Below are 23,267 nucleotides of genomic sequence, written 5' to 3'. Positions count from 1 at the left end.
TTAAGTCAGCCGCCCGGTCAACCCGCGCCGCCTCCCTTTACCCGTCCGCCGCCATTTCCCAGCCTGAACTGGCGCAGGCCGCTTGCCGCGCGCCACCTGTCCATCCATGCGCGGGCTTTCTCCCTGTCGGCGGGCGACGTCGCGCGCATGTAGCGCTGCGCGGCCGAACTCATGCGGTGGATCGCGTAGGCCTTGCGCTGAAAACTGTCGCGTCGTTTCATCTTGTTCTTTCATGCTCGGAATAAGGCGTCCGGGTGCCGATGGGTCTCGTCACCCGGCCTGACGCGGCGCGTAGCGGGTACGCACCGCGTCCATGCCGTCGCGGAACCGGGGTCGCGCCGGCAGGGCTGGCTCAGCCGAAGTAGGGGCTGGTCACATCGCCCGCACGGTATTGCCGGGCCGATTCGGCTGCTTCAGCGCGCACTTCCGCGCGGCTGCGCTGGCCCTTGGCATAGACGGGGTCCTGGCCGGTGTGCTGCTGCTGCACCAGCGCGTGTTTGCGATAGGCACTCAACATTTCCTGGCGCACTTCGGCGCGGGTCATGGTCAGCTTGACGCCGGCGTCGGGCGCGACGAACTCGGTCTGCTGGGCATGGGCGGAAGCGGTTGCGGCGAAGACGGCAACGGTGACGATCAATTGCTGGATTTTCATGGTATCTCCTGATAGGTTTGGGTTGGTTGATGAGCCTTGCATTGCGCTCCCGGGGCTTATTGCATGGCCCGTGCCAACCCGTGCCAAAGATCGGAAAACGACGTGTATAAGGCTAAAACAGCGCGTTTTCAGTGTCAGAAAATCTATTTTTAGGGGATTTTGGGCCGACTTGTCAGAAGGACCTGTATGGCGGCGCCAGATAGATTGCCAGGCCGATTAAGCAGGTGTCGGCACGGGCAAGACGCAGCGGGATTTTGCTTGTAAAAGCGCTATCGGAAAGGCGGGAAAATTGTCCGGTTTGCCATGAAACCGGATCGAGCATGTATGGAATCACCGGACACTGGCATGGGCCGCCGATCGTGGCGGAAAGCAGGTGCGCTTTATCAGGCAAGCCTGCGCTCGGCCGGATTTCCGCGGTAGTAGCGGGACTGGAGATGCCGGCGCAGCCGTCTATTCCGGCACGACCGCCGTCACTTCGATCTCCACCCGCGCCCGGTCCTCGATCAGCGCCACCACCTGCACCGCCGTCATCGTCGGGTAATGCCGCCCGATGATCTCGCGGTAGGCTTCCCCGATCTCCGGGTAGGCGGCCACATACTCCCGCTTGTCCACCACGTACCAGGTCATGCGCACGATGTGTTCCGGCTTCGCGTCCGCTTCCGCCAGCACCGCGACGATATTGCGCAGCGCCTGCCGTACCTGCCCGGCGAAGTCGTCGGTCTGGAATCGGCCGTCGGCGTCCCAGCCTATCATCCCGCTGACGAAGACCGTGCGGCCGCTGGCAGCGATGCCGTTCGAATAGCCCCTGGCGCGCGGCCAGCCGGGTGGTTGTAGAAAATCCATGATGTCTTCCTTCCCTGTTCAGTTCGTTCTATCCGCGCAAGCCACGCAAGCCGCGCCAGGCTACGCAAACGCCGCGATGCGCGAGCGCAGCGGCTCGGGTATGCGCACCGCGCGGCGCTCCTTCAGATCCATCATCACCAGCGCCAGGCTGGCGCGCACCCGGTCTTCTCCCGCCAGCCCGGCCAGCCTGATCGACACCGTGACCGATGCGCCGCCAAGCTTCTGCACGCGCAGTTCGGCCCGCAGCACCTCGCCCAGTTCGCTGGGCGCGATGAAGGATGTCTCGACATGCACGGTCGGAAGTCCCAGGCCGCGTTCCAGGTGCAGTTCGCGGAAGCTCGCGCCCAGGCCCTGCGCGCACCAGTCCTCGACCAGGTTGTTGAACATCTCGAAGTAGCGCGGGTAGAACACGATGCCCGCCGGGTCGCAGTCGCCGAAGCGCACCGTCACGTCGGTCGCGAACGCCTGCTTGCCGGCTGCCTGGCTGGCGTCGATGCCGTCGATGCCGTCGCCCATGTCAGGCCGTCGCCGCCGATGTCTCGCGCAGCAGTTCGCGGCCGATGATCATCTGCTGCACTTCGGTCGCGCCCTCGTAGATGCGAAGCGAGCGGATCTCCCGGTACAGGCGCTCGACCGGCTGCTCGCTGACCACGCCGAGGCCGCCGAACATCTGCACGGCCGCGTCGATCACCTGCTGCGCGGTCTCGGTCGCTGCCAGCTTCGCCATCGCGGCTTCCTTGGTCACGCGCTGGCCCTGGTCGCGCTGCCACGCGGCGCGGTAGGTCAGCAGCGCTGCGGCGTCGACGCCGGTCGCCATCTCCGCGAGCTTGGCCTGCGTCAGCTGGAAGTCGGCCAGGGTCTTGCCGAACATCCTGCGCGTGGTGGCGCGCTGCAGCGCTTCGTCCAGCGCCCGGCGGGCCATGCCCAGCGCGGCCGCCGCGACCGATGTCCGGAAAATGTCCAGCGTCGCCATCGCCACCTTGAAGCCCTGTCCGGCCTCGCCGAGCAGGTTGGCCGCGGGGATGCGGCAGCCGGTGAACTTCAGCCGCGCAAGCGGATGCGGCGCGATCACGTTGATGCGCTCTGCGATGTCGAAACCGGGCGTGCCGGCCTCGACGATGAAGGCCGAGATGCCGCGCGCGCCGGGCGCTTCGCCGGTGCGCGCGAACAGCACGTAGATGTCGGCGATGCCGCCGTTCGAGATCCAGGTCTTCTCGCCAGTGAGCACGTAATGGTCGCCGTCCAGGGTCGCCGCGCATTCCATCGCGGCGACGTCGGAGCCGGCCTCCGGTTCCGACAACGCGAAGGCCGAGATCGCTGCGCCCTTGGCCACGCGGGCCAGGTAGGTCCGCTTGTGCGCTTCGCTGCCGAACAGCGTGATCGCGCCCGAGCCCAGCCCCTGCATCGCGAAGGCGAAGTCGGCCAGCGCGTTGTGCCGCGCCAGCGTCTCGCGGATCAGGCAGATCGCCCGGGTGTCGATCGCGTCGCTCGCGCCGCCGTAGGCCGTGCCGCCGATCGCATGGCGCAGCCAGCCTGCCTGGCCGAGGTCGCGCACCAGGCCGCGGCACAGCGCGTCGACGTCGGGACCGTGCCGGTCGGCCACGTGCTCCGCCGCCCATGCATCGAGCGACTCGGCCAGCGCGCGGTGGCGCGGCTCGAAAAAGGGCCAGTCCAGGTAACTTTTATCTGCCATGTCGCTTCCTCAATTGCCTTCGAAATCCGGCTTCTGTTTTGCCACGAACGCGTGGTACGCGCGGTGAAAGTCATTGGTCATCATGCAGATGGCCTGCGCCTGCGCTTCCGCCTCGATGGCTTCGTCGACGCCCATGTTCCATTCCTGCTGCAGCATCTTCTTGGTCATGCCGTGGGCGAAGGTCGGGCCGCCGGCGAGGTCAGCCGCGAACGCCTGCGCCTGCGCCAGCAGCTCGTCCGGCGCGCACAGCCGGTTGAAGAAGCCCCAGCGCTCGCCTTCCTCGCCGCCGAGCGACCTGCCGGAATACAGCAGTTCGGATGCGCGGCCCTGTCCGATCAGGCGCGGCAGCAGCGCGCAGGCGCCCATGTCGCAGCCGGCAAGGCCGACCCGCGTGAACAGGAAGGCAGTCTTGCTGCGCGCCGTTCCCATGCGGATGTCGGACGCCATCGCCAGGATCGCGCCGGCGCCCGCGCAGACGCCGTCGATGGCCGCGACGATGGGCTGCGGGCAGGCCCGCATCGCCTTGACGACATCGCCGGTCATCCGCGTGAAGGCCAGCAGGCCGGGCATGTCCAGCCTGGTCAGCGGGCCGATGATTTCATGCACGTCGCCGCCGGAACAGAAGTTGTCGCCGGCGCCGGCAATGACGATCGCATGCACGTCCTCCGCATAGGCCATCGCCCGGAACAGCTCGCGCAGCTCGGCATAGGAATCGAAGGTCAGCGGGTTCTTGCGCTCGGGGCGGTTCAGCGTGATGGTGGCGACGCCGTCGGCGGCGGCGAACAGGAAGTTGCGGGCCTGGTAGCCGGCGATGCGGCTCTGGTTGTTGAAGCCTTGCGCCGGCTCTCCGGGTAGGTAACGCATGGTGTGCATCCTTGTGTTCGTTGATATCGGGTAGGGGCGTACGAATTCATTCGGCGGGACGCCGGCCGCGCATCCTGCGGCCACGCAGTGCGGCCATCACTCGCCGCTTTCCGTGGGCGGCTCGTTCAGGTGCCGCTTCACCTGCGACAGCAGTTCGATCAGCTTGCGCTGGCCCTGCGACGACACGCCGCCCATCAGCTCGGTGATCCATTCCTCGTGCGCCGCCGCCATCCGCTCGAATGCGCTGCGGCCCGCGGCGGTCAGCTTCACGCTGTAGGCGCGCCGGTCGTTCATGTCGGACACGCGCTCGACCAGTTTTTCCTGGACCAGCTGCTCGGCGATGCCGGTGACATTGCCGCCGGTGACCATCATGCGCTTGGACAGCTCGCCCATGCGCAGCCCCTCGGGATGCCGCTCCAGCTGCGCCATCAGGTCGAAGCGGGGCAGGGTGATGCCGAACTCATTGCGCAGGCGGGACCGTATCTCGGTCTCGATGCGCACGGTGCATGACAGCATGCGCAGCCACAGCTTCAATGGCTGGTGATGGTCATGCGTCAGCCGGCTTTCCAGGTCGATGACCTGCGCCGGTTCGACGGGCGCGGCGCGCGCCGTCTTCGCCGCCGGCTTGCGTGCATTCTTCGGGGTGCTCATAGTATCTCTCCGCCTGCGACCGCCAGCGCCTGCCCGTTCATCGCGTCCGAGCCGGGCAGGCATAGCCAGGCGACCGCGTTCGCCACTTCCTCGGGCTGCACCAGCCGCTTCTGCGGATTGCCGGCGGTCAGGTCGGCGAGGGCCGCGGCTTCGCTGCGGCCGGTCTTGGCGACGATGTTGGCAATCGCTTCCCTGACGATGTCGGTCTCGGTATAGCCGGGGCAGACCGCATTGACCGTGATGCCTTTCGTCGCAAGCTCCAGCGCCAGCGAACGCGTGAGGCCGATGACGCCGTGCTTGGCCGCGCAGTAGGCCGATACGTACTTGTAGCCGGTCAGGCCGGCGGTGCTGACCACGTTGACGATGCGGCCCCAGCCGGATGCCAGCATGTCCGGCAGCGCGGCCTGCGTGCAATGGAAGGCGCCGGTCAGGTTGACCGCCAGCATCTGCTGCCACAGCGCTTCGTCGGTTGCGGCAAACGGCGCGGACTGCGCCTGCCCGGCATTGTTGACCAGCATGTCGACCGCGCCGAAGCGCGAGCGCGCATTGCCGAATGCGCCCGCCACCGATGAGGCCGACCCGACATCGACGATGACATGGCCGATCTCGCCCAGCCCGGCCAGCTCGGCCGCGGTCCTTTCCAGCGCGTCGGCATTGCGCCCGCTCACGGTCACCCGCGCGCCGTGCAGCAGCAGCGCCCGCGCGACCGACGCGCCAATGCCGCGGCCGCCGCCGGTGACGAATGCATGCTTGCCCGCCAGTGCTTCGCTATGCAGCATGTTCATCCCTCCAGCAGCCTGGCGGCGATCTGCGCCGGCGTCAGGCCGCCGCTGGCGGCGGCCATCTGCTTCTCGCGCTCCAGGTTGCGTTCCAGCTGGCTCTTGCCGGCGGTGTACTGCTTCGGCCATTCCATGTCGCGATACCCGATGCGCGCGGCCTCGTTTAGCGTCCACGCCGGGTTGGCGAGGTGGGGGCGCGCCACGGCGCACAGGTCGGCGCGGCCGGCGGCGATGATGCTGTTCGCATGGTCGGCCTCGAAGATCGAGCCGACCGCGATGGTCGGTATGCGTGCCTCGTTGCGGACCCGGTCGGCGAACGGCGTCTGGAACATGCGGCCGTAGACGGGCTTTTCCTGCTTGCTGACCTGGCCGGAGGAACAGTCGATCATGTCCGCGCCCGCCGCCTTGAACAGCCGCGCAATCGCCACCGCGTCATCCGGCGTGATGCCGCCCTCGACCCAGTCGTGCGCCGAGATCCGCACGCTGATCGGCTTGTCCTGCGGCCACACGGCGCGCATCGCCCGGAAGACGCGCAGCGGATAGCGGCAGCGGTTTTCCAGCGAGCCGCCGTAGTCGTCGGTGCGCCTGTTCGTCAGCGGCGAGATGAAGGTCGACAGCAGGTAGCCATGCGCGCAGTGCAGCTCCAGCCAGTCGAAGCCGGCCTTGGCCGCCTCGACCGTGGCGCGCACGAAATCCCGTTCGATCCGGTCCATGTCCTCCGCGGTCGCCTCGCGCGCCAGCTGCGACACGCCCTCGATGTACTGCTGCGGCGACGCCGCGACCAGCGGCCAGTTGCCGTCGTCGAGCGGCAGGTCGATGCCGTCCCATGCGCAGCGGGTCGAGCCTTTCGGGCCGGCATGGCCGAGCTGGATCGCGATCTTCGCGTCCGTGTTCGCATGCACGAAGTCGACGATGCGCTTCCATGCGGCGGTGTGCTCCGGCGCATACATGCCGGGACAGCCCGGCGTGATGCGGGCGTCCGCCGAGACGCAGGTCATCTCCGCGAACACCAGGCCGGCGCCGCCCATCGCGCGGCTGCCGAGGTGGACCAGGTGGTAGTCGCCGGCCACGCCGTCGACCGCCGAATACTGCGCCATCGGCGAGACGACGATGCGGTTCTTCAGGACCGTGCCGCGCAGCCTGTACGGGGTCAGCATCGGCGGAATGCTGTGGCGCGCCTTGGCCGGCAGCGCGGCGGCGTCGGACGCATGCTGCGCAATCCAGCGCTCGTAGCCTTCGACGTAGCCGGCGTCGCGCACGCGCAGGTTCTCATGCGACAGGCGCTGGCTGCGGGTCAGCATCGAGTAGGCGAACTGCTCGGCTTCCATCTGCGTGTAGCGGTCGACATTCTCGAACCATTCCATCGAGTTGCGCGCGGCGCTCTGGATCTTCAGCACTTCGACCGAGCGCACTTCCTGGTAGGCCGCAATGACCTGCTCGATGCCGCCGGCCCCGTGCTTCTCGAAGCAGCGCGCCAGTTCGATCGCGTCTTCCAGCGCGAGCTTGGTGCCGGAGCCGATCGAGAAATGCGCGGAGTGCGCGGCGTCGCCCATCAGCACCACCGGGATGCGCCTGCCGTCGATCTCGTTCCACTGCACCCAGTTGTCGCAGATGATGCGCGGGAAGCGGGTCCATATCGCCGAGCCGCGCAGGTGCGACGCATTGCTGATCAGCCGGTTGCCGTCGAGCTGCACGGCGAACAGCTTCTCGCAGAAGGCGATCGCTTCTTCCTGGCTCATCCTGTCGAGGCCGGCCTTCAGCCAGACTTCCTCGGGCGTCTCGACGATGAAGGTGGAGGTGTCGCCGTCGTACTGGTATGCATGCGCCTGGAACCAGCCGTGCTCGGTTTCCTCGAACGCGAACGTGAAAGCCGGGAACAGTTTCTTGGTGCCCAGCCAGACGAAGCGGCACTTGCGGGTCTCGATGTCGGGCCGGTAGGTCGCCGCATAGCGCGTGCGGATGCGGCTGTTCAGGCCGTCGCAGGCAATGACCAGGTCGGCGCCATAGGCCCTTGCGATGTCCTGGTCGTCGGCGACGTCGGTCTCGAACACCAGCTTCACGCCCAGCGCCTCGCAGCGATGCTGCAGGATGTTGAGCAGGCGCTTGCGCCCGATGCCGCAGAAGCCGTGGCCGCCCGAGGTCACCGTGCGCCCCTTGAAATGGACGTCGATGTCATCCCAGTGGTTGAACGACTGCAGGATCTCCTTTGCCGTCGGCTCGTCCGCATTGACGAGGTTGCCCAGCGTCTGGTCGGAAAACACCACGCCCCAGCCGAAGGTGTCGTACGGCCGGTTGCGCTCGATCACCGTGATTTCATTGGCCGGGTCCTGCTTCTTCATCAGCAGCGCGAAATACAGGCCGGCGGGGCCGCCGCCGATACAGACTATGTTCATCATCGTTCCTTAAAAGTCGACCTGGCCTGCGGTCGCGGTGTTCATCACGCAGCAGCAGGTAGTCACAGCATGTTCACCATTTGCCGAGGCGCAGCTTGTAACGCTGCACCTTGCCGGTCTGCGTGCGCGGCAGCGACATGACGAATACAATCGAGCGCGGATACTTGTACGGCGCGATGGCCTGCTTGACGAAGTCCTGCAGCGCCTTCGCCAGCGCATCGCCCGGCTCGGCCTCCGGCCGTGGCACCACGAAGGCCTTGACGATCTGGCCGCGTTCCTCGTCCGGCTCGCCGACGACTGCGCATTCGGCGACCGCCGGATGACGCTGCAATGCATCCTCGACCTCGGGCGCGGCAATGTTGTAGCCGGCGGAGATGATCATGTCGTCGGTGCGTGCGCGGTACCAGAAATAGCCGTCGGCATCCATCTCATAGGCGTCGCCGGTCAGGTTCCAGCCCTGGTGCACGTAGTCATGCTGGCGCTCGTCTGCAAGGTAGCGGCAGCCGGTCGGCCCCTTGATCGCGAGCCGTCCGACCGTGCCGGGCGGCAGCGGCTCGCCCTGGTCGTCCAGAACGCAAGCCTGGTAGCCCGGCACCGGCTTGCCGGTCGCGCCCGGGCGCACGTCGCCGTCCGCCGCGGAAATGAAGATGTGCAGCATCTCGGTCGCGCCTATGCCGTCTATCATCTGGATGCCGGTCGCCTGCTGCCAGCTTTCCCGTGTCGCGACCGACAGCGCCTCGCCCGCGGACACCGTCTTGCGCAGGCTGGACAGGTCGTACCGGCCTGCCAGCGGCGCCATCTGCCGGTAGAAGGTCGGCGCGGTGAAGCAGATCGTCGCCCGGTAATTCTGTATTGCCTGCAGCAGCAGGTCGGGCGACAGCTTTTCCAGCAGCACCGTCGATGCGCCCGCGCGCAGCGGAAACAGGAGCAGGCCGCCGAGGCCGAAGGTGAAAGCCAGCGGCGGGGTGCCGATGAAGATGTCGTCGGCCTGGCTCTTCAGGGTCGAGCGCGGGAAGCAGTCGCAGACTGCAATCACGTCCCGATGAAAATGCATCGTGCCTTTCGGCTTGCCGGTGGTGCCGGACGTGAAGCCGAGCAGGCAGACGTCTTCGGCATGCGTGTCGACCGCCTCGAAGCCGGCGGGCTTGGACGCCATCAGCTCTTCCAGCGAGCCGGGCGCGTCGTCGTTGAAATAGACGACCGGGCCGAGCGACGCGGACTGGCTGCCCGCCAGCACCATCTCTTCCTTCAGCGGGAACGCGCACAGCGCGGCATTGACCTGCGCCTTGTCGAGTATCGCCACCAGTTCGGATGCGCGCAGCAGGGGCATGGTCGGCACCGCGATGCAGCCTGCCTTCCAGATCGCCAGCACGCTGGCCGCCATCATCGCGTTGTTCGGGCCGCGCAGCAGCACGCGGTTGCCGGTGACGAGCTGCATGTCCTCGCGCAGCACGCGGGCAATGCGGTTCACCCTGTCCAGCAGCTGCGCGTAGGTCCAGGCGCCATGCGCGCCAAGGATGGCGGGTCGGTCCGCATGGCCCGATGCAACCATCCGGTCCAGCAGTTCCACCGCGCAGTTCAGCCGCTCCGGGTACTGCAGCTCGGGCAGGTCGAAGCGCATCTCCGGCCACATGTCGGCCGGCGGAAGATTGTCAGCTGCAAAGGTGTCGACGTACGCTGTCACTGCCATTTCTGTCCCCGTTATCCGTTCCGGTCTCTACAGGATCGTTGCGCCATGCCGCGGCGCGCTTTTAATAAATACTTTAGACCTAAAGTAAATTCGGGGCAAGGAAAATTTTTGGGAATAGGCCGGGCAGGGGTGCGGAGCGCGCTGGCAGCCAGGGCGGGCCGCCGTTCCCGATCCGCCAGGCAAAAAGCCCCTGCCGCAACATGTGCGGCAGGGGCAAGGGATTTGCTGCGTTCGGGCCAGGGTTTACTGCAGCTTGGCCAGGTCGATGGTCGCTGCCATCACGCCATAGCCGGCATCGTTCGGATGCAGATGGTCGCCGCTGTCATACGCCGGGTTGATGGCGCTGGGGTCGGCTGGATTCTGGATGGCGCGGTCGAAGTCGACGATGCCGTCGACTTCCCGGTTATTCCTGATCCACGCGTTCACTACCTCCCTCTGCGCATCGACCGATGCCGGGCAGAATGCCTCGCCCTTGCAAGGCAGTATCGTGCCCAGCAATACCTTCAGGCCCTTTGCCTTGGACCTGCTGACGGCGTTGGTCATCGACGCGATCAGCTGGTCGGTCGTCACTGCCTCCGCCGGGAAGCGGAAGGAATTGCGGAGATCGTTGACGCCCAGCAGTATCACGGTATGGGTGACGCCTGGCACGTTGAGCACGTCGCGTTCGAAGCGGCCGTTGCCGTTGGGACCGGTGATGTCATTGATCCAGCGGTTGCCGGATATCCCGGCATTGACCACGCCCGTGCGTGCCTGGCCGGCCGCCTTCAGCCTGTCGTCGAGCTGGTTGGGATAACGCTTGGCCGCGTCGACCGTCGAGTTGGTTCCATCGGTGATCGAATCGCCGAAGGTGACGACGACCCTGGCCTGCTCGGTGCTCGCCGCCTCGACAGAGGTCAGGCCGTAGTAGGCCTGGCGCTGGTCGGTCGTGGCAGCCGGGATCGACGCCGCGGCCAGCTGGTTGCCGGCGCCGATGTAGGACGTCTGGCGGCCGACCGCATGCACTGTCGCCACGGTGGTCGAGCTCGCGAAATACATCGTGACGGCGAGGTTGGTCTGCGGCGTGACCGGCAGCGCAATCGGGTCGCTGAGCAGCTCCGCGCCGGCGGCCAACGTGACGGAAGGCTGGCCACTGAACGTGACAGTGCGGCTGCTGCTCACGTCGATGCTGGAAGCGCCGGTGCTCCTGGCGACCTGCACGCCCGAGAACGTGATCGGCGCCTTGCCAAACAGGTTGGACACCTTGACCCGGATGCTGTCTCCGCCCAGCGAAAGCCGCAGCACGTGGCGTATCGACTGGTCGCTGAAGACCTGCGCGACCGGCGTCGCCGCGCCTGCGCGCGCCTGCGTGGCGTCCAGCATCGAGGCTGTCCATGATGCGTAAGAGCGGCTCTCGAGCGGCGTGTCATTGTCACTGCCGCCGCAGCCGAACAGGCCGACCGCAAGCGCGGTGGCTGCGACGATGGACTTGAGGGCCGTCCTGCGAGTGAACGGGTAAGGTGTCTGCTGCGTCATTATTGTCTCCGGTGATTGCCCTGATGAAGCCGGGCTCGTTATGGTTTTCTGGACCTGCACCGAAAACAGTAGTCAGCAATCCTTACATCGGGCTTACTCGAAAAAGTAACGTTGTGCCGCCTCCGCACCATCCTTTGCGCCGGAATAAACCATCGCGGACTTTCAGCGCCGCGGACATGAAAAAGGCCCGGAATACATTCGGGCCTCATGCGCTTGCCAGGCATTCGCCTGCTGCGCGCCGGTTTGATCGCCGGTGTTATTTGCCGCGATAGATTGCGCAGAGCTTGTGGCCGTCGGGGTCGCGCACATAGGCCAGGTGCATCGGCCCCATGCTGCCTTCGCGCAGGCCAGGCGGGTCTTCGACCGACGTGCCGCCGTTGGCAACCGCGACGTCATGGAAAGTCTTCACCTGTTCGGGCGAGTTGCACTTGAAGCCGATCGTGCCGCCGTTCGCATAGCTGGCTTCCTCGCCGTTAATGGGCTCCGTGATGCCGAAGGTGCTGCCGTCATGACGGTAAAACAGCCGGGTGTGCCCGGAATTCGTCTGGTTGCGCGCCGGCTCGCCCGCGCCCAGCGTGCCGAGCACCGCGTCGTAGAAGCGCTTCGAGCGCTCGATATCGTCCGATCCAACCATGATGTGACTAAACAAGTTATTTCTCCTTTTTTTAGAAAAGACCTACCCAAACCTATTCCGGAAAGCGCGGCATCTTCGTCGCATATTGCGGCGACACGTACTGCGCGACGTTCAGCTGCATCGCAAGCAGCGTGTAATACGCGTTGATGCCGGTCAGGTCGACCACGCCCTTCTTGCCAAAGCGCTTGTCCGCGCGGGCAAACGTGGCATCGGACACGCGCTTGTTCTTGTGCAGCTCGGTCGAGAAATCGTAGACGATTTCCTCGTCCTCGGTCATGCCGGTCGGGCGGCGGCCATCGCGGATCGCATCGGCAACGCTGGCCTTGATGCCGGCCTTGAGCGCGATCGGATAATGAAAATTCCACTCGAAGTCCTGCGACCATTCGCGCGCTGTGACCAGGATCACCAGCTCGCTGAGCATATTCCCCAATGCCGAGTTGAAGCGCAGGTAGTCGCCGGTGGAACGGGCCAGCGTCATCACCTGCGGGCTGTGCATCAGGGGCTCGAACGGACCAAAGACCGGACCCTTGCGCGCAGCCATGAAATCGTCGGCCGCCTTCTTCTGTTCCGGGGTATAGCTTTCCGGCGCAACGGTAGGCAGCCGGTCGCTTGCATGTGCGCCGCCCGCAAGCAGGGCAAGCAATAAAGTCGAATAAAGGAATTTCAAGCCGGTCTCCGTATGGTTGTCATCGGAGAGAAATTCCCCGCTTGTTTTTACCGACGGACGATATCACAAGTCGGTTTTGTCGGAGGCGTTCTGGAAACCGGGTGGCAGCAAAACACAACCGGGAATTTCCCGCTGCATAGCCCGGCAACTCAGGCAATGCGCAGATAAGGACTGATTCATCCGCCTGCGGCAAACTGGCGAAGCAGCCCTGCGGCGTTCACGATCACGAAACCGGCATCCCCAAAGACCAATGCGAGCGTTGGATAGAAGGTCAGCGCAAAGCCGAATGCGCGGGACTGTGCGCCGTGCGCATAACCGGCAAAGAACAGAATTCTTCCGAGCAGGAAAAGCAGTGCCGCCGCCGGCAGCGCGGGCATGAGAAAGTCCGGCGCAAGCGCGCACCAGCCCGCATAGGCCAATGCGGCAAGCACTGCCTGTTCGAGCGTATTCTGCAGCAGGGATTGCAGCTGCCTCGCGGTATCGGAACCGGCGCTCGACGCGCTGCCGTCGATGTCTTCCGCGTTGAAGAAGCGATGCCGTGCAAGCCGCGCGATCGAGAACGCCAAAGCAAGCGCCGGCGCGAGCAGAGCCACCGCACAAAGGCCAGCCCGGTCCGGGCCGCCAAATGTCCGGCCAAACAGCGCCACCATGCCGGCCATGCCCGCGAGCGTAACCATGACACCGGCGCCCATGCCCTTGGCAACGCCGGCCTGCTTATCGCTTAGCGGCATCGAATCTCCTGTTCGTTCGGATTGCCGATTTTAAAGCGATTCACTTGGGGTCGTGATCGAGCGCATGCTCGTCATCGGCTAGCCGGCGAAATGGCACGGAAGCTGCTGCCAACCTATCTTCAAAATTATCCAAAACTAGTTGCAACGCTAACTATAATCACCTATATTCATCCCATGTTCGATCACTGCCTCTACTTCAACACCAGCGCGCTTGCCCGCGTCCTTGAGCGCGAATGGACCAAGGCGTTCAAGCCGTTCGGCATGACGCCGCCGCAGGCATTCATGCTGCGGGTCATCCTGGAGAAGCCGGGGCTGCTGCAGAATGAACTGGCCAGGGAACTGGCCATCTCCCGGCCGACTGCCACGCGCACGCTCGATGGGCTGCAGACGATGGAAATGGTCGAACGCCGTCCGACGCTGGCCGACGGCAGGGAATATGCGATTTATCCGACGGCCGCGGCGCAGGAATTGAAGGATGCGCTCAATGCGGCCAGCGCCGTGGTCACGCAGCGTTTGAAAAAAGATTTGGGCGCGCAGCATTTCAAGGAGACAGTGGAAAAGGTGAGAAGCACGCGCAATAGCCTGACGTAAAATTTTTTTTCCATGTAGTTGCATAGCTAACTAATAGGAGATGTTCATGCCCATCCTTAATGTAAAAGTAAGCGCCGCCAAGTCCCCTGAACTGACCAGGCGTATTTCCGAACTGCTGCTCGATTTGACGACCCGCATCCTGAGGAAGAAGCGCGAGGTGACCGCGATTGCGATCGATTACATCGATCCGGCCGACTGGATCATCGGCGGCGTGTCATTGAAGGAGCAGCGCAGGAACAGTTTTTATTTAGATATAAAGATCACCGACGAGACCAATACCAAGGACGAGAAGGCGCTCTACATCAAGGAAGCGTTCGACGGCATGGCGAAGATGCTCGGCGACCTGCACGAGGAAAGCTATATCCATGTCGAGGATGTGAAGGCGGCATCCTACGGGTACGGCGGGCGCACGCAGGAGTACCGCTACCAGCACCCCGCCTGAACGCGGCGCAAGCGGCGCGGGGTTTCAGCCGGCGTCCAGGCAAAGCCGTGCGCCGGGTTCGCCCGTCAGGACTTCTTCAGCGCAGTCGCCTTGTGCGCAGCCTCGGCGCCGGTCTTGTCGCTGACGACCAGGTACTCCGGATTGTCCGGCGAAGCCGCGACTTCGTGGCCCTTGATGCTGGTGTGCGAGGTGAGTTTCTTCTTGATGGTGCCATGCACGATGCCCTGGGGCGAATGCCATGACACCTTGTCGCCTACCCGGAATTCATCGCTCATCTCGTCTCCTCGAAGTTAAAGGAATGACCACGGGTCGGCGGATGAAGTTCCTTTCAGGCAGCAGCGAATGCGCCGGATAACGATGCAGCGCCGGAACGAGGACGCCTGCGGCCGATAGACCAGGCGTTATTTTCATTCCTTTATACGACCTCCCAATTGTTATCCACCTGGCAAGGTTACCGCCATGCCAGTGTTGCTAACCGGCAGTTAAATCTTACTTAAAGTAAACTTTTCCTGTCCCTCACCGCTGATTAGTTGCTATGATGAAACTTTGTGAACCGCAGCGATTGCGGTTCCCGGAGCAAGCTCAACTTTTCCCACTGGACATGAAGATATTCCGCAATAACCAAGCCCGTCGGACCGTCGGAGCCAAACTCACCCTGTTTACGTTTCCGCTGGTCGGCTGCCTTTTTCTGGGACTGATCCTGTTCGTCTCCTACACGATGTCCAATGCGCTGGAAAAACGCGCGACCGAGCTGGTCGGCACGCAGACGCATGACATCGGGAGCATGATCGAGACCTTCAATAAGACCCAGCTGGGCGCGGTGGAAAAGTTTTCCCACGTGTTCGCCAGCCTGCTGCCCGGCAGTTTTGCCGTCGATGCGCAGCGCACGGTCGACACCGGCGGCACGGTCGTCCCCATCCTCAAGAACGGCGACGCCGACCTGAACCTGAATTTCGATGCGGTGGACCGGTTCTCCCGGATGACCGGCGGAAATGCGACCGTCTTCATCAAGCACGGCGACGACTTCCTGCGCGTGGCGACTTCGGTGAAGAAGGCCGATGGCGCCCGTGCTGTCGGCACGAAGCTGGGCCAGTCGCACCCGGCCTATGCCAGCCTGATGCAGGGGAAATCGTATCGCGGCCTGGCGGTCCTGTTCGGCAAGCCGCATGCGACCGACTATGTGCCGGTGAAGGACGCGGCCAACCGGGTGATCGGCATCCTGTATGTCGGCGTCGACATCTCGTCCGACGTGGCTGCGCTGAAAGATCGCATCAAGTCGATGAAGGTGGGCGAGTCGGGCTATTTCTTCGTGCTGAACGCCAAGGAAGGCGACGGCTTCGGCAGCTTCGTGGTCCACCCGCGCAGCGAGGGCGAGCAGGCGCTGGGCATGCGCGACGCCGATGGCCGCGAATTCATCCGGGACATCCTGCAGGCCAAGGCTGGCAGCCTGCGCGTGCAGCCGGTCAATGCCGAGGGCGTGCTGCAGCCCGAGCAGATGCTGGTGTACGAAACCAACAAGGACTGGAACTGGACCATTGCCGGCGTCGCTTTCGTGGACGAAGTCAGGCGCGAGGTCACCAGCATGCGCAACGTGCTGCTGCTGACCGGCGGGCTTGCGCTGCTCGGCTTCGCTGCCGCGTTCCTGCTGATGGTCAGGCGCGTGGTGTCGACGCCGCTGGGCGCGGCAAGGGCGGCCGCCGAAAGGCTGGCGGAAGGCGACCTGACGGTCACGCTGACGCCGCCGAGCCACGATGAAATCGGCCGGCTGATGATTGCCATGAACGGCATCAGCGCCGGCCTTGCAGGCGTCGTCACATCGATACGCCAGGGCACCGAGCAGGTGGCCGCCGCGTCGTCGCAGATTGCGGTGGGCAACCAGGACCTGTCGACGCGCACCGAACACCAGGCCGGCGCGCTGGAAGAGACTGCGTCGTCGATGGAAGAGCTGACGGGGACGGTCAAGCAGAACGCGGACAATGCGACGCAGGCGAACCAGCTGGCCGTGTCCGCATCGGCGGTCGCGGCCAGGGGCGGCGAAGTCGTGTCGCAGGTGGTGGCGACGATGAACGCGATCAACGACTCTTCGCGGAAGATCGTCGACATCATTACCGTCATCGACGGCATCGCGTTCCAGACCAACATCCTGGCGCTCAATGCCGCGGTAGAAGCGGCAAGGGCAGGCGAACAGGGCCGCGGCTTCGCGGTCGTGGCCGCGGAAGTGCGCTCGCTGGCGCAGCGTTCCGCCGGCGCGGCAAAGGAGATCAAGCTGCTGATCGACGATTCCGTGAACAAGGTCAGGACCGGCAGCGAACTGGTCGGGCAGGCGGGCGGCACCATGGACGAAGTGGTCGACAGCGTCCGGAAAGTCGCCGGCATCATGGCGGACATCATGGCCGCATCCTGCGAGCAGAGCGCCGGCATCCAGGAAATGAACCAGGCGCTGAGTTCGATGGACCAGGTGACGCAGCAGAATGCCGCGCTGGTCGAGGAAGCCGCCGCCGCCGCGCACTCGCTGCAGGACATGGCCGCCGCGCTGGAACGCTCGGTGAGCGTGTTCAAGCTGGACAGGAACGCCGCGGCGCCCGCATTGCCGCATCATCCGCTGTAAGCGTCGCCGCCGCATGCGCGGCGGCGGACCCGCGACTGCTAACCCGCGATCTCCATGCGTCCCGTGATCGGCGGCGATTCGGCGGACTCCGATTCGAGCAGGGCCTTGTAGGTAAAGCCCGCGAGCGCCGCGCCCAGCATCGGCGCCAGCCAGAACAGCCAGAGCTGCTGCAAGGCCCAGCCGCCGACCATGATGGCCGGGCCGGTGCTGCGCGCCGGATTCACCGAGGTGTTGGTCACCGGGATGCTGATCAGGTGGATCAGCGTCAGCGCCAGGCCGATCGCCACGCCGGCGAAGCCGACCGGCGCGCGCTTGTGGGTGGCGCCCAGGATCACGATCAGGAACATGAAGGTCATCACCACTTCGGACACCAGCCCCGAGACCATGTTGTACTTGCCCGGCGAATGCTCGCCGTAGCCGTTCGACGCGAGGCCATCGGCAAGGCTGAAGCCGGCCTTGCCGCTGGCGATCAGGTAGAGCAGGGCCGCGCCGACGATGGCGCCGGCCACCTGCGCCAGGATGTAGGGCAGCAGGTTGGCGACCGGGAAGCGCCCGCCAGCCCACAGGCCCACCGACACTGCCGGATTGAAATGGCCGCCGGACACCGGGCCGAGCGCATAGGCCGCGGTCAGCACGGTGAGGCCGAATGCAAGCGAGACGCCGAGCAGGCCGATGCCCAGCTGGGGAAATGCCGCGGCGATCACGGCGCTGCCACAGCCGCCCAGCACTAGCCAGAGCGTGCCGATAAATTCTGCCAACAGTTTCGGGAACATGGAACACCTCCTGCGCAGTAGGGGAGAAAGACGAACCATCGGGCGTGCGCCGGGAAATGGGACTTGCGGAAAGTCCGGTGTGCCGCGGCATGCCCGCGCCGGCGCAGTCGGGCCGCACGCAGCGGAGGATGGCGCTGCGCCGGAAGCCGGCGACGTAATGTTGGGCTAGATCGTGCGCGCCACTGCGATAAAAACTTTGACATAGCGCAGTGAATCTGACGCCGCAGGCCGCCGGCAAGGGTGCGCGGGCGGCCTCCGGCATCCGGGTGCTGCATCGGGGCGGCTGTGCGGCCGACCCGGGACCATCTTCAGCTGGCCGTCAGTCGACCGTGACGCCCGCGTCCTTCACCAGCTTGCCCAGCTTCACCGTGTCGGACTTCACCAGCGCGCCGAAAGCCTCGGGCGTGCCGCCGACGATCGGCGTGCCCAGCTCTTCCCAGCGCTTTTTGAATTCGGGATCGGCAAAGATCTCGTTGATCGCCTTGTTCAGTTGGGTGATGACGGGCTTGGGCGTGGCCGCGGGCGCGGCAATGCCATGCCAGCCCGAAATGTCATAGCCCGGCAGGCCGGCCTCCGCCATCGTGGGCACGTCGGGCAGCGCCGGGCTGCGTTTCGCGGTGGTCACGGCCAGCGGGCGTAGCTTGTCGGACTTGATGTACTGGACTGAACTGCCAAGGATGTCGAACATGACCTTTACATGGCCGCCCAGCACGTCGATCAGCGCTGGGCCGGCGCCCTTGTACGGGATGTGCTGCAGCTTCAGGCCGGTCGTGGTGTTGAACAGTTCGCCGGCCAGGTGCTGCGGCGTGCCGTTGCCCGCGGAAGCGAAGCCAAGCTCTGACGGGTTGGCCTTTGCCAGCGCCAGGAATTCCTTGAGGTTGTTGGCCTTGACCGACGGATGCACTTCCAGCACCAGCGGGAAGGCCGAGATCTGGATCACCGGCGCCAGGTCCTTCATCGGGTCGAAGGGCATCGAACGGTACAGCGTGCTGTTGACCGCCATCGGGCCGCTTGCCGCGAGCACGATGGTGTAGCCGTCCGCGGGCGACTTGGCGACGAAGTCGGTGCCGATATTGCCGCCCGCGCCGCCGCGGTTCTCGATGATGACCGGGGTCTTGAGCTTGGCCTGCAGCGGCGTCTGGATCAGTCTGGCCATCGCGTCGGTCGGGCCGCCGGGCGGATAGGGCACGATGAACTTGATCGGTTTCGACGGATAGTCGCTGGCTGCCGCGCCCAGCGCCTGCACCAGCAGCAGCGATGCGAAAAGGGCTTTCCTGAACATGGTTCTGTCTCCTTGCCTGTTGTAATGGTTGTTGTCGGTGTGGCTATCGGCGATGCCGTGGGCGATGCAATCCGCGGCGGGTTCAGCCGCCCGCGGCCGCCAGCCGCCGCTTCAGTTCAGCGACCGCGCTGCCGACCGTGGTCAGCACCCGCAGCCCGGTCGCTTCCTCGCACAGGCCGCGCGCCCGCGCCATGCTGAACTGCGCCAGCGCGATGGTCTTGCAGCCCGCGGCCTGCAGGCGCCCGGCCTGCTCGGCGATCAGGCGGTCGTGCGTCTCGGCGTCGCCGCGGTTGAGCGCGTCGAGCGCGCCTTCGGCCAGCGCGCATTGCAGCGTCGCCGAGGCAGGAAACTCGGGCGGCATCGAGGTCAGCGTCGGGCCGAACGTGGCGATCAGCCCGATCGGGCCGGGCGCGCCGGCGGCATCGGCCACCATCGCTTCGTTAGGCTTGAGCACCGGCATCGGCGCGTAATGGCGGGCCACCGCCTCGATGCAGGGACCGAAGGCGGAGCAGGTGAACAGGATGGCGTCGGCGCCGGTGCCGACCGCGTAGTCGGCCAGGTCGCGGAAGCGCCTGTTCATCGTCTCGTCCAGCCCGCGGCCCGATGCGGCCAGGTCGGCCGACAGCGAGTCGTCGAGCAGGTTCATGCGCGTGGCTTCCGGCCAGTCGCTGGCCATTGCCTGGTTGATCGGGTCCACCGAGTGGCTGAGGGCATGTATCAATGCGATGCGTGGCATGGGGCTCCAGTTTTGCTAGGGGGGTAGGGACAGCGATGCGCGCTTACTCGTCGGCGATCTTCGGCAGTTCCGGGGCCAGCAGCCGCAGGCCGGCCATCAGCATGTCGTCATAGCGCTTGCGCTCGGCGGCGATGGTTTCCGGCGTCCACTTGTAGAAGCCCTCGCCGGTCTTCATGCCGAAGCGGCCGCTTTCCAGCCGTTCCGTCAGCGCCTTCGCCGGCACGGTGTTGGTCGCCAGCGACGGGTACATGGTGGCCGCGGCCGGGCAGTGCACATCGATGCCCGCATGGTCGCGCTGCAGCACCGGGCCGGCCGCGAGGAAGCGGAAGCCGAAGCCGAAGCGCACGGCCGCATCGACGTCCTCGGCGGTGGCGATGCCGGCGTCGATCATCGCGAATGCCTCGCGGGCCATCGCATGCTGCAGCCGGTTCGCCAGGAAACCGGGCAGGTCGCGGCGCACCAGCACCGGCACCATGCCGCAGCCGCGCATGAAGGCCGACAGCGATTCCGCCAGCGGCGGCGACGAGCGTTCGCCCAGCACCACCTCGACCAGCGGCACCAGGTGCGCCGGCATGAAGAAATGCAGGTTGAACATGCGCGCGGCGCTGGCCAGGCCCTCGGCAATCGCCGAGATCGGGAAGCTGGAACTGTTGCTGGTCAGGACCGCGTCGGGCCGCGCGCGCTTTTCGAGTTCGGCAAACAGCGCCTGCTTGGGCGCGAGCTTTTCCGGGATGCATTCGATGACCAGGTCCACCGCCTGCCAGTCGACGTCGTCCATGGACGCGCAGGCCGATACGCGGTCGCGCCGGTGCGCCGCGCCGAGGTTCTGCAGGCCGGCGTCGAGATAGGCGCCGAGCGCCTGGCGCCGGGCTTCCGACGGCTCCAGCACCAGGGTGCGGCAGCCGGCGCGGGCCAGCACCAGCGCCACGTCGGCGCCCATGGTGCCGCCGCCGGCGATGAGCGCGCAGGCGCGCGATGGCGTGGGCAGGCCGGCGGCCTGTGCTGGATTGGGTGCTGCGGCGGTGTTCGATGCGTCCATGGTGTCGGCGTCAGGGTTAAAAAAAATGCAGTGTGCGCTGGCATGTTATTTCTGTGAATCGCATATTTTCTATAGACTTATCGACCATGGAGATAAATCTTTCAACCCGTGACCTGCGCGCCTTCCTGGCGGTGGCCACCTCGCTCAGCTTCAGCAAGGCCGCGAAGGAAATGCACCTGTCGCAGTCCGCGCTGTCGACGCTGGTGGTCAGGCTGGAAGCGACGATGGGCAGCCGGCTGTTCGACCGCACCACGCGCGCGGTCGCGCTGACCGCGGCGGGCGCGGTGCTGGCCTCGCATGCCGGGCAACTGCTGTCCGAGCTGGAGCGCACCGTGATCGCCGTCCACGACGTGGCGGCGGTGCGGCGCGGCCAGGTGGCGCTGGCCGCGATGCCCTCGCTGGCCGCGCGCATCGTGCCGCGGCTGTTCCGCGCATTCGGCGCGAGGTACCCGGATGTCAGGCTGTCGCTGGTCGACACGCTGTCCGAGCCGGCGTTCGAACTGGTGCGGGAAGGCCGGGTCGATTTTGCGCTCACCGCCGCCAACCCGGCCTACACCGACCTCGACTACGCGCCGCTGACGACCGACTCCTTCGTGCTGCTGGCCGCGCGCGCGCACCCGCTGGGACGCGCGCGCGGCCCGGTGCGTTTCACCGACACGCTGTCCTCGCCGCACATCTCGATGTCCCGTCACACCAGCGTGCGCCAGTACGTCGAAGCGGCGGCGCTGCAGAACGGGTTTGCCTTCCATCCCGCCTACGAGGTTGACCACCTGGCGACGATAGGCGCGATGGTGGTCGAGGAACTGGGCGTGGCCGCGCTGCCGGCCATGGCGGCGGACGTGATCGGCAGCGTCGGCATCGCCCGCCGGCCCCTGGTCGAGCCGGCGATACGCCGCTCCATCGGCCTGGTGACCCGCCGGGACAGCGCGCTGTCGCCGGCGGCCGAGGCGATGCTGGCGATGCTGAGGGAACAGCTGGGAGAGGCGGCAGGCTTGCGGCCGAACTGAACGCCACGCTGCCGCGCGAGGAAACGGTCTTGCAGACGAGGCCGCAACCTTACGCGTCCATCAACTGCATCATCCGCATCGCATTCCACGGCGCATACCCGTGTATGTCATTGTTGAAGAACACATAGGCTTCCTTCGCCGCCTGCGAGCCCAGCAGCGCCAGGTCGGCCGACAGCGCGGCATCGTCGTAGCTGCTGGCATACAGCGCGCCGGGCCCATGCCGGCGCAGATAAAGGAAATCGCAGGTGGCAACGAGCGGCGTGCTGAACTCGGGCCAGTCGGACGCCACGAGTGCGGCGCCGTACCTTTCCAGCAGGCCCAGCGTCGGCGCGACGAACCAGGAAGGATGCCGTATCTCGAGGGCGAGCCTGACGCGGTGCGCATCGAACAGCTCCAGCACCGCTTCCAGCCGCGCCAGGTCGACTTGCATCTGCCCCGGCAGCTGCAGCAGCACCGGGCCGCGCCTGTCGGCTTCGATGCGCAGCACGCCTTCGATGAAATACGCCAGCAGGTCCGCGCCCTGTCTCACGCCGCCTTCGCTGTGCAGCTTGAGCCGACGCCGGTGCGACACCGACTGCGGCGCTTTCAGCACCAGGCGTCGGCCAGCCGGCACGCTGCCGGCCCACTGCGCCACCGTGTCCGGCGGCGGTATCCGGTAAAAGCTGGAATTGATTTCCATCGCCGTCATCCGGGCCATTGCATAAGCCAGCCTGTCCTTCACGCCGCGCGGGTAGAAGACGCCGTTATTCCAGTGCCGGTACAGATAGCCGCTGGTGCCTACATATAGCTGCATCGGTGCCGCCGCCATCCTTCACGGCTTGCGGAAAATGACGATGTGCTGCCACGGCAGGGTTTCCACCGTCTGCTGCCACAGCAGGCCCTGCGCGCCGACTTCGCGGCGGATCTGCGCGACGCTCATCTTGTGCAGGCGCTTGATCGGCACGCTGTCGTCCTCGGCGCGGTACTCGACCAGCGCCAGCCTGCCGCCGGGGCGCAATGCCCGCAGCACGCTGTCGAGGATCTCGCGCGGATGGTCGAGCTCGTGGTAGACATCGACCATCAGCGCCAGGTCGATGGAAGCCGGCGCCAGGCCGGTGTCGGTCGCGGCGCCCAGCACCGGCTGCACGTTGCGCACACCGCGCTGCCGCATGCGCTCCTTGAGCAGGTCTATCATCTGCGGCTGCACGTCGACCGCGTAGACCCGGCCCGTCTCGCCGATGCGGGTTGCAATCTGCCACGAGTAATAGCCGGTGCCGGCGCCGACATCGGCCACCGCCATGCCGGGCTTCAGTTCCAGCGCCGCCAGCAGCAGGTCCGGCCTTTCCTCCTTTTCCCGGCTGCCGCGCTCCAGCCAGTCGGCGCCGGGATAGCCCATCACCTGCGATATTTCACGGCCCATATAGGTCTTGCCGATGCCGTCGGCGCTGGGCCTGGAAGCGCCATACGGTTCGTCGCGGGCGGCGGCGGTCTGGGCGCCGCACAGCAGCCCGAGGATCAGCAACGGTGTCAGCGTCAGTTTCAGCGCCAGGGAGGCCGGGAATGCGCGCATCGGAAGTCCTTTCGGCAGGGGCAGCAACGTTCGGACCCTGCAGCATAGCCGGCTTCGCGCGGCCCGCAGTCGAGGCTGCGCAATACCGGCAAGGTCTGCGCAGCCCGGACTTCGACCGCAGGCCGCGCCTG

At 65.8% G+C, this 23,267-nt stretch carries 26 protein-coding genes; 4 read left to right on the top strand and 22 right to left on the bottom strand.

What is annotated here, in order from left to right; all coding sequences use genetic code 11:
• Positions 1–17: 17 nt before the first annotated feature.
• The 15 genes from QOL82_RS04540 to QOL82_RS04470 form a co-directional block, all read right to left on the bottom strand.
• Positions 18–221, bottom strand: coding sequence for a hypothetical protein (locus QOL82_RS04540; RefSeq protein ID WP_283441059.1), 204 nt, complete (start codon positions 219–221; stop codon positions 18–20).
• 131 nt (positions 222–352) lie between these two features.
• A complete protein-coding gene (locus tag QOL82_RS04535; RefSeq protein ID WP_283441058.1) occupies positions 353–652 on the bottom strand; it encodes a hypothetical protein in 300 nt (99 codons plus the stop codon).
• A gap of 172 nt (positions 653–824) precedes the next feature.
• Positions 825–1,043 carry a hypothetical protein gene (locus QOL82_RS04530; protein ID WP_283441057.1) on the bottom strand — a complete coding sequence of 73 codons (219 nt, stop codon included), beginning with the start codon at positions 1,041–1,043 and terminating at the stop codon, positions 825–827.
• Positions 1,044–1,102: 59 nt separating this feature from the next.
• Positions 1,103–1,495, bottom strand: a complete 393-nt coding sequence (locus tag QOL82_RS04525) for a RidA family protein (RefSeq protein WP_283441056.1) — start codon at positions 1,493–1,495, stop codon at positions 1,103–1,105.
• A 60-nt stretch (positions 1,496–1,555) separates the two neighbouring features.
• Positions 1,556–2,011 carry an acyl-CoA thioesterase gene (locus QOL82_RS04520; protein WP_283441055.1) on the bottom strand — a complete coding sequence of 152 codons (456 nt, stop codon included), beginning with the start codon at positions 2,009–2,011 and terminating at the stop codon, positions 1,556–1,558.
• A 1-nt stretch (position 2,012) separates the two neighbouring features.
• Positions 2,013–3,188 (bottom strand): acyl-CoA dehydrogenase family protein, encoded by a 1,176-nt coding sequence (locus QOL82_RS04515; protein WP_283441054.1) that lies wholly within the window; start codon positions 3,186–3,188, stop codon positions 2,013–2,015.
• A gap of 9 nt (positions 3,189–3,197) precedes the next feature.
• Entirely contained in the window at positions 3,198–4,052 is an 855-nt protein-coding gene (locus tag QOL82_RS04510) for an enoyl-CoA hydratase family protein (protein ID WP_283441053.1), read from the bottom strand.
• Positions 4,053–4,148: 96 nt separating this feature from the next.
• Positions 4,149–4,703, bottom strand: a complete 555-nt coding sequence (locus QOL82_RS04505) for a MarR family winged helix-turn-helix transcriptional regulator (RefSeq protein ID WP_283441052.1) — start codon at positions 4,701–4,703, stop codon at positions 4,149–4,151.
• Positions 4,700–5,482: an SDR family NAD(P)-dependent oxidoreductase gene (locus tag QOL82_RS04500; protein ID WP_283441051.1), complete on the bottom strand. Its 783-nt coding sequence runs from the start codon at positions 5,480–5,482 to the stop codon at positions 4,700–4,702. Before QOL82_RS04500 ends, QOL82_RS04505 begins: the two co-directional genes overlap by 4 nt.
• Positions 5,483–5,484: 2 nt before the next feature.
• On the bottom strand, positions 5,485–7,875 hold the full coding sequence (locus QOL82_RS04495) for a bifunctional salicylyl-CoA 5-hydroxylase/oxidoreductase (protein ID WP_283441050.1): 2,391 nt from the start codon (positions 7,873–7,875) through the stop codon (positions 5,485–5,487).
• Positions 7,876–7,948: 73 nt separating this feature from the next.
• Positions 7,949–9,565, bottom strand: coding sequence for an AMP-binding protein (locus tag QOL82_RS04490; protein WP_283441049.1), 1,617 nt, complete (start codon positions 9,563–9,565; stop codon positions 7,949–7,951).
• Positions 9,566–9,808: 243 nt separating this feature from the next.
• On the bottom strand, positions 9,809–11,077 hold the full coding sequence (locus QOL82_RS04485) for an SGNH/GDSL hydrolase family protein (RefSeq protein ID WP_283441048.1): 1,269 nt from the start codon (positions 11,075–11,077) through the stop codon (positions 9,809–9,811).
• A 256-nt stretch (positions 11,078–11,333) separates the two neighbouring features.
• Entirely contained in the window at positions 11,334–11,726 is a 393-nt protein-coding gene (locus QOL82_RS04480; RefSeq protein WP_283441047.1) for a VOC family protein, read from the bottom strand.
• A 37-nt stretch (positions 11,727–11,763) separates the two neighbouring features.
• Positions 11,764–12,378 (bottom strand): carboxymuconolactone decarboxylase family protein, encoded by a 615-nt coding sequence (locus QOL82_RS04475; RefSeq protein WP_283441046.1) that lies wholly within the window; start codon positions 12,376–12,378, stop codon positions 11,764–11,766.
• Between the two features lie 176 nt (positions 12,379–12,554).
• A complete protein-coding gene (locus QOL82_RS04470) occupies positions 12,555–13,070 on the bottom strand; it encodes an MAPEG family protein (protein ID WP_283441045.1) in 516 nt (171 codons plus the stop codon).
• A gap of 213 nt (positions 13,071–13,283) precedes the next feature.
• Here QOL82_RS04470 and QOL82_RS04465 point away from each other — a divergent pair, with 213 nt between their 5' ends.
• Together QOL82_RS04465 and QOL82_RS04460 are read left to right on the top strand one after the other, a co-directional pair.
• Positions 13,284–13,700 (top strand): MarR family winged helix-turn-helix transcriptional regulator, encoded by a 417-nt coding sequence (locus tag QOL82_RS04465; RefSeq protein WP_283441044.1) that lies wholly within the window; start codon positions 13,284–13,286, stop codon positions 13,698–13,700.
• A gap of 46 nt (positions 13,701–13,746) precedes the next feature.
• Positions 13,747–14,142 carry a tautomerase family protein gene (locus tag QOL82_RS04460; RefSeq protein WP_283441043.1) on the top strand — a complete coding sequence of 132 codons (396 nt, stop codon included), beginning with the start codon at positions 13,747–13,749 and terminating at the stop codon, positions 14,140–14,142.
• A 65-nt stretch (positions 14,143–14,207) separates the two neighbouring features.
• Here the strand turns inward: QOL82_RS04460 and QOL82_RS04455 are convergent, their stop codons facing one another.
• Positions 14,208–14,417 (bottom strand): hypervirulence associated TUDOR domain-containing protein, encoded by a 210-nt coding sequence (locus tag QOL82_RS04455; RefSeq protein ID WP_283441042.1) that lies wholly within the window; start codon positions 14,415–14,417, stop codon positions 14,208–14,210.
• Positions 14,418–14,743: 326 nt separating this feature from the next.
• Between QOL82_RS04455 and QOL82_RS04450 the strand changes: the two genes are divergently transcribed.
• Positions 14,744–16,750: a methyl-accepting chemotaxis protein gene (locus tag QOL82_RS04450; protein WP_283441041.1), complete on the top strand. Its 2,007-nt coding sequence runs from the start codon at positions 14,744–14,746 to the stop codon at positions 16,748–16,750.
• A 38-nt stretch (positions 16,751–16,788) separates the two neighbouring features.
• Here the strand turns inward: QOL82_RS04450 and aqpZ are convergent, their stop codons facing one another.
• From aqpZ to QOL82_RS04430, 4 genes are all read right to left on the bottom strand, one after another.
• The gene (gene aqpZ / locus QOL82_RS04445) at positions 16,789–17,523 is read right to left on the bottom strand and encodes an aquaporin Z (protein ID WP_283441040.1); all 735 of its coding nucleotides are present in this window, start codon (positions 17,521–17,523) and stop codon (positions 16,789–16,791) included.
• 319 nt (positions 17,524–17,842) lie between these two features.
• Positions 17,843–18,805: a Bug family tripartite tricarboxylate transporter substrate binding protein gene (locus QOL82_RS04440; RefSeq protein ID WP_283441039.1), complete on the bottom strand. Its 963-nt coding sequence runs from the start codon at positions 18,803–18,805 to the stop codon at positions 17,843–17,845.
• An 82-nt stretch (positions 18,806–18,887) separates the two neighbouring features.
• Positions 18,888–19,541, bottom strand: coding sequence for an aspartate/glutamate racemase family protein (locus QOL82_RS04435; protein WP_283441038.1), 654 nt, complete (start codon positions 19,539–19,541; stop codon positions 18,888–18,890).
• A 43-nt stretch (positions 19,542–19,584) separates the two neighbouring features.
• Entirely contained in the window at positions 19,585–20,580 is a 996-nt protein-coding gene (locus QOL82_RS04430; RefSeq protein WP_283441037.1) for a 3-hydroxyacyl-CoA dehydrogenase family protein, read from the bottom strand.
• An 86-nt stretch (positions 20,581–20,666) separates the two neighbouring features.
• Between QOL82_RS04430 and QOL82_RS04425 the strand changes: the two genes are divergently transcribed.
• Positions 20,667–21,587 carry a LysR family transcriptional regulator gene (locus tag QOL82_RS04425; RefSeq protein WP_283441036.1) on the top strand — a complete coding sequence of 307 codons (921 nt, stop codon included), beginning with the start codon at positions 20,667–20,669 and terminating at the stop codon, positions 21,585–21,587.
• A gap of 49 nt (positions 21,588–21,636) precedes the next feature.
• Here the strand turns inward: QOL82_RS04425 and QOL82_RS04420 are convergent, their stop codons facing one another.
• Together QOL82_RS04420 and QOL82_RS04415 are read right to left on the bottom strand one after the other, a co-directional pair.
• Entirely contained in the window at positions 21,637–22,380 is a 744-nt protein-coding gene (locus QOL82_RS04420; protein ID WP_283441035.1) for a DUF72 domain-containing protein, read from the bottom strand.
• An 18-nt stretch (positions 22,381–22,398) separates the two neighbouring features.
• Entirely contained in the window at positions 22,399–23,136 is a 738-nt protein-coding gene (locus tag QOL82_RS04415; protein ID WP_283441034.1) for a class I SAM-dependent methyltransferase, read from the bottom strand.
• Positions 23,137–23,267: the final 131 nt, after the last annotated feature.

It is taken from the genome of Noviherbaspirillum suwonense (assembly GCF_900182955.1).
Taxonomy (GTDB): domain Bacteria; phylum Pseudomonadota; class Gammaproteobacteria; order Burkholderiales; family Burkholderiaceae_D; genus Noviherbaspirillum_A; species Noviherbaspirillum_A suwonense.
This window is presented reverse-complemented; position numbering and strand designations above follow the sequence as displayed.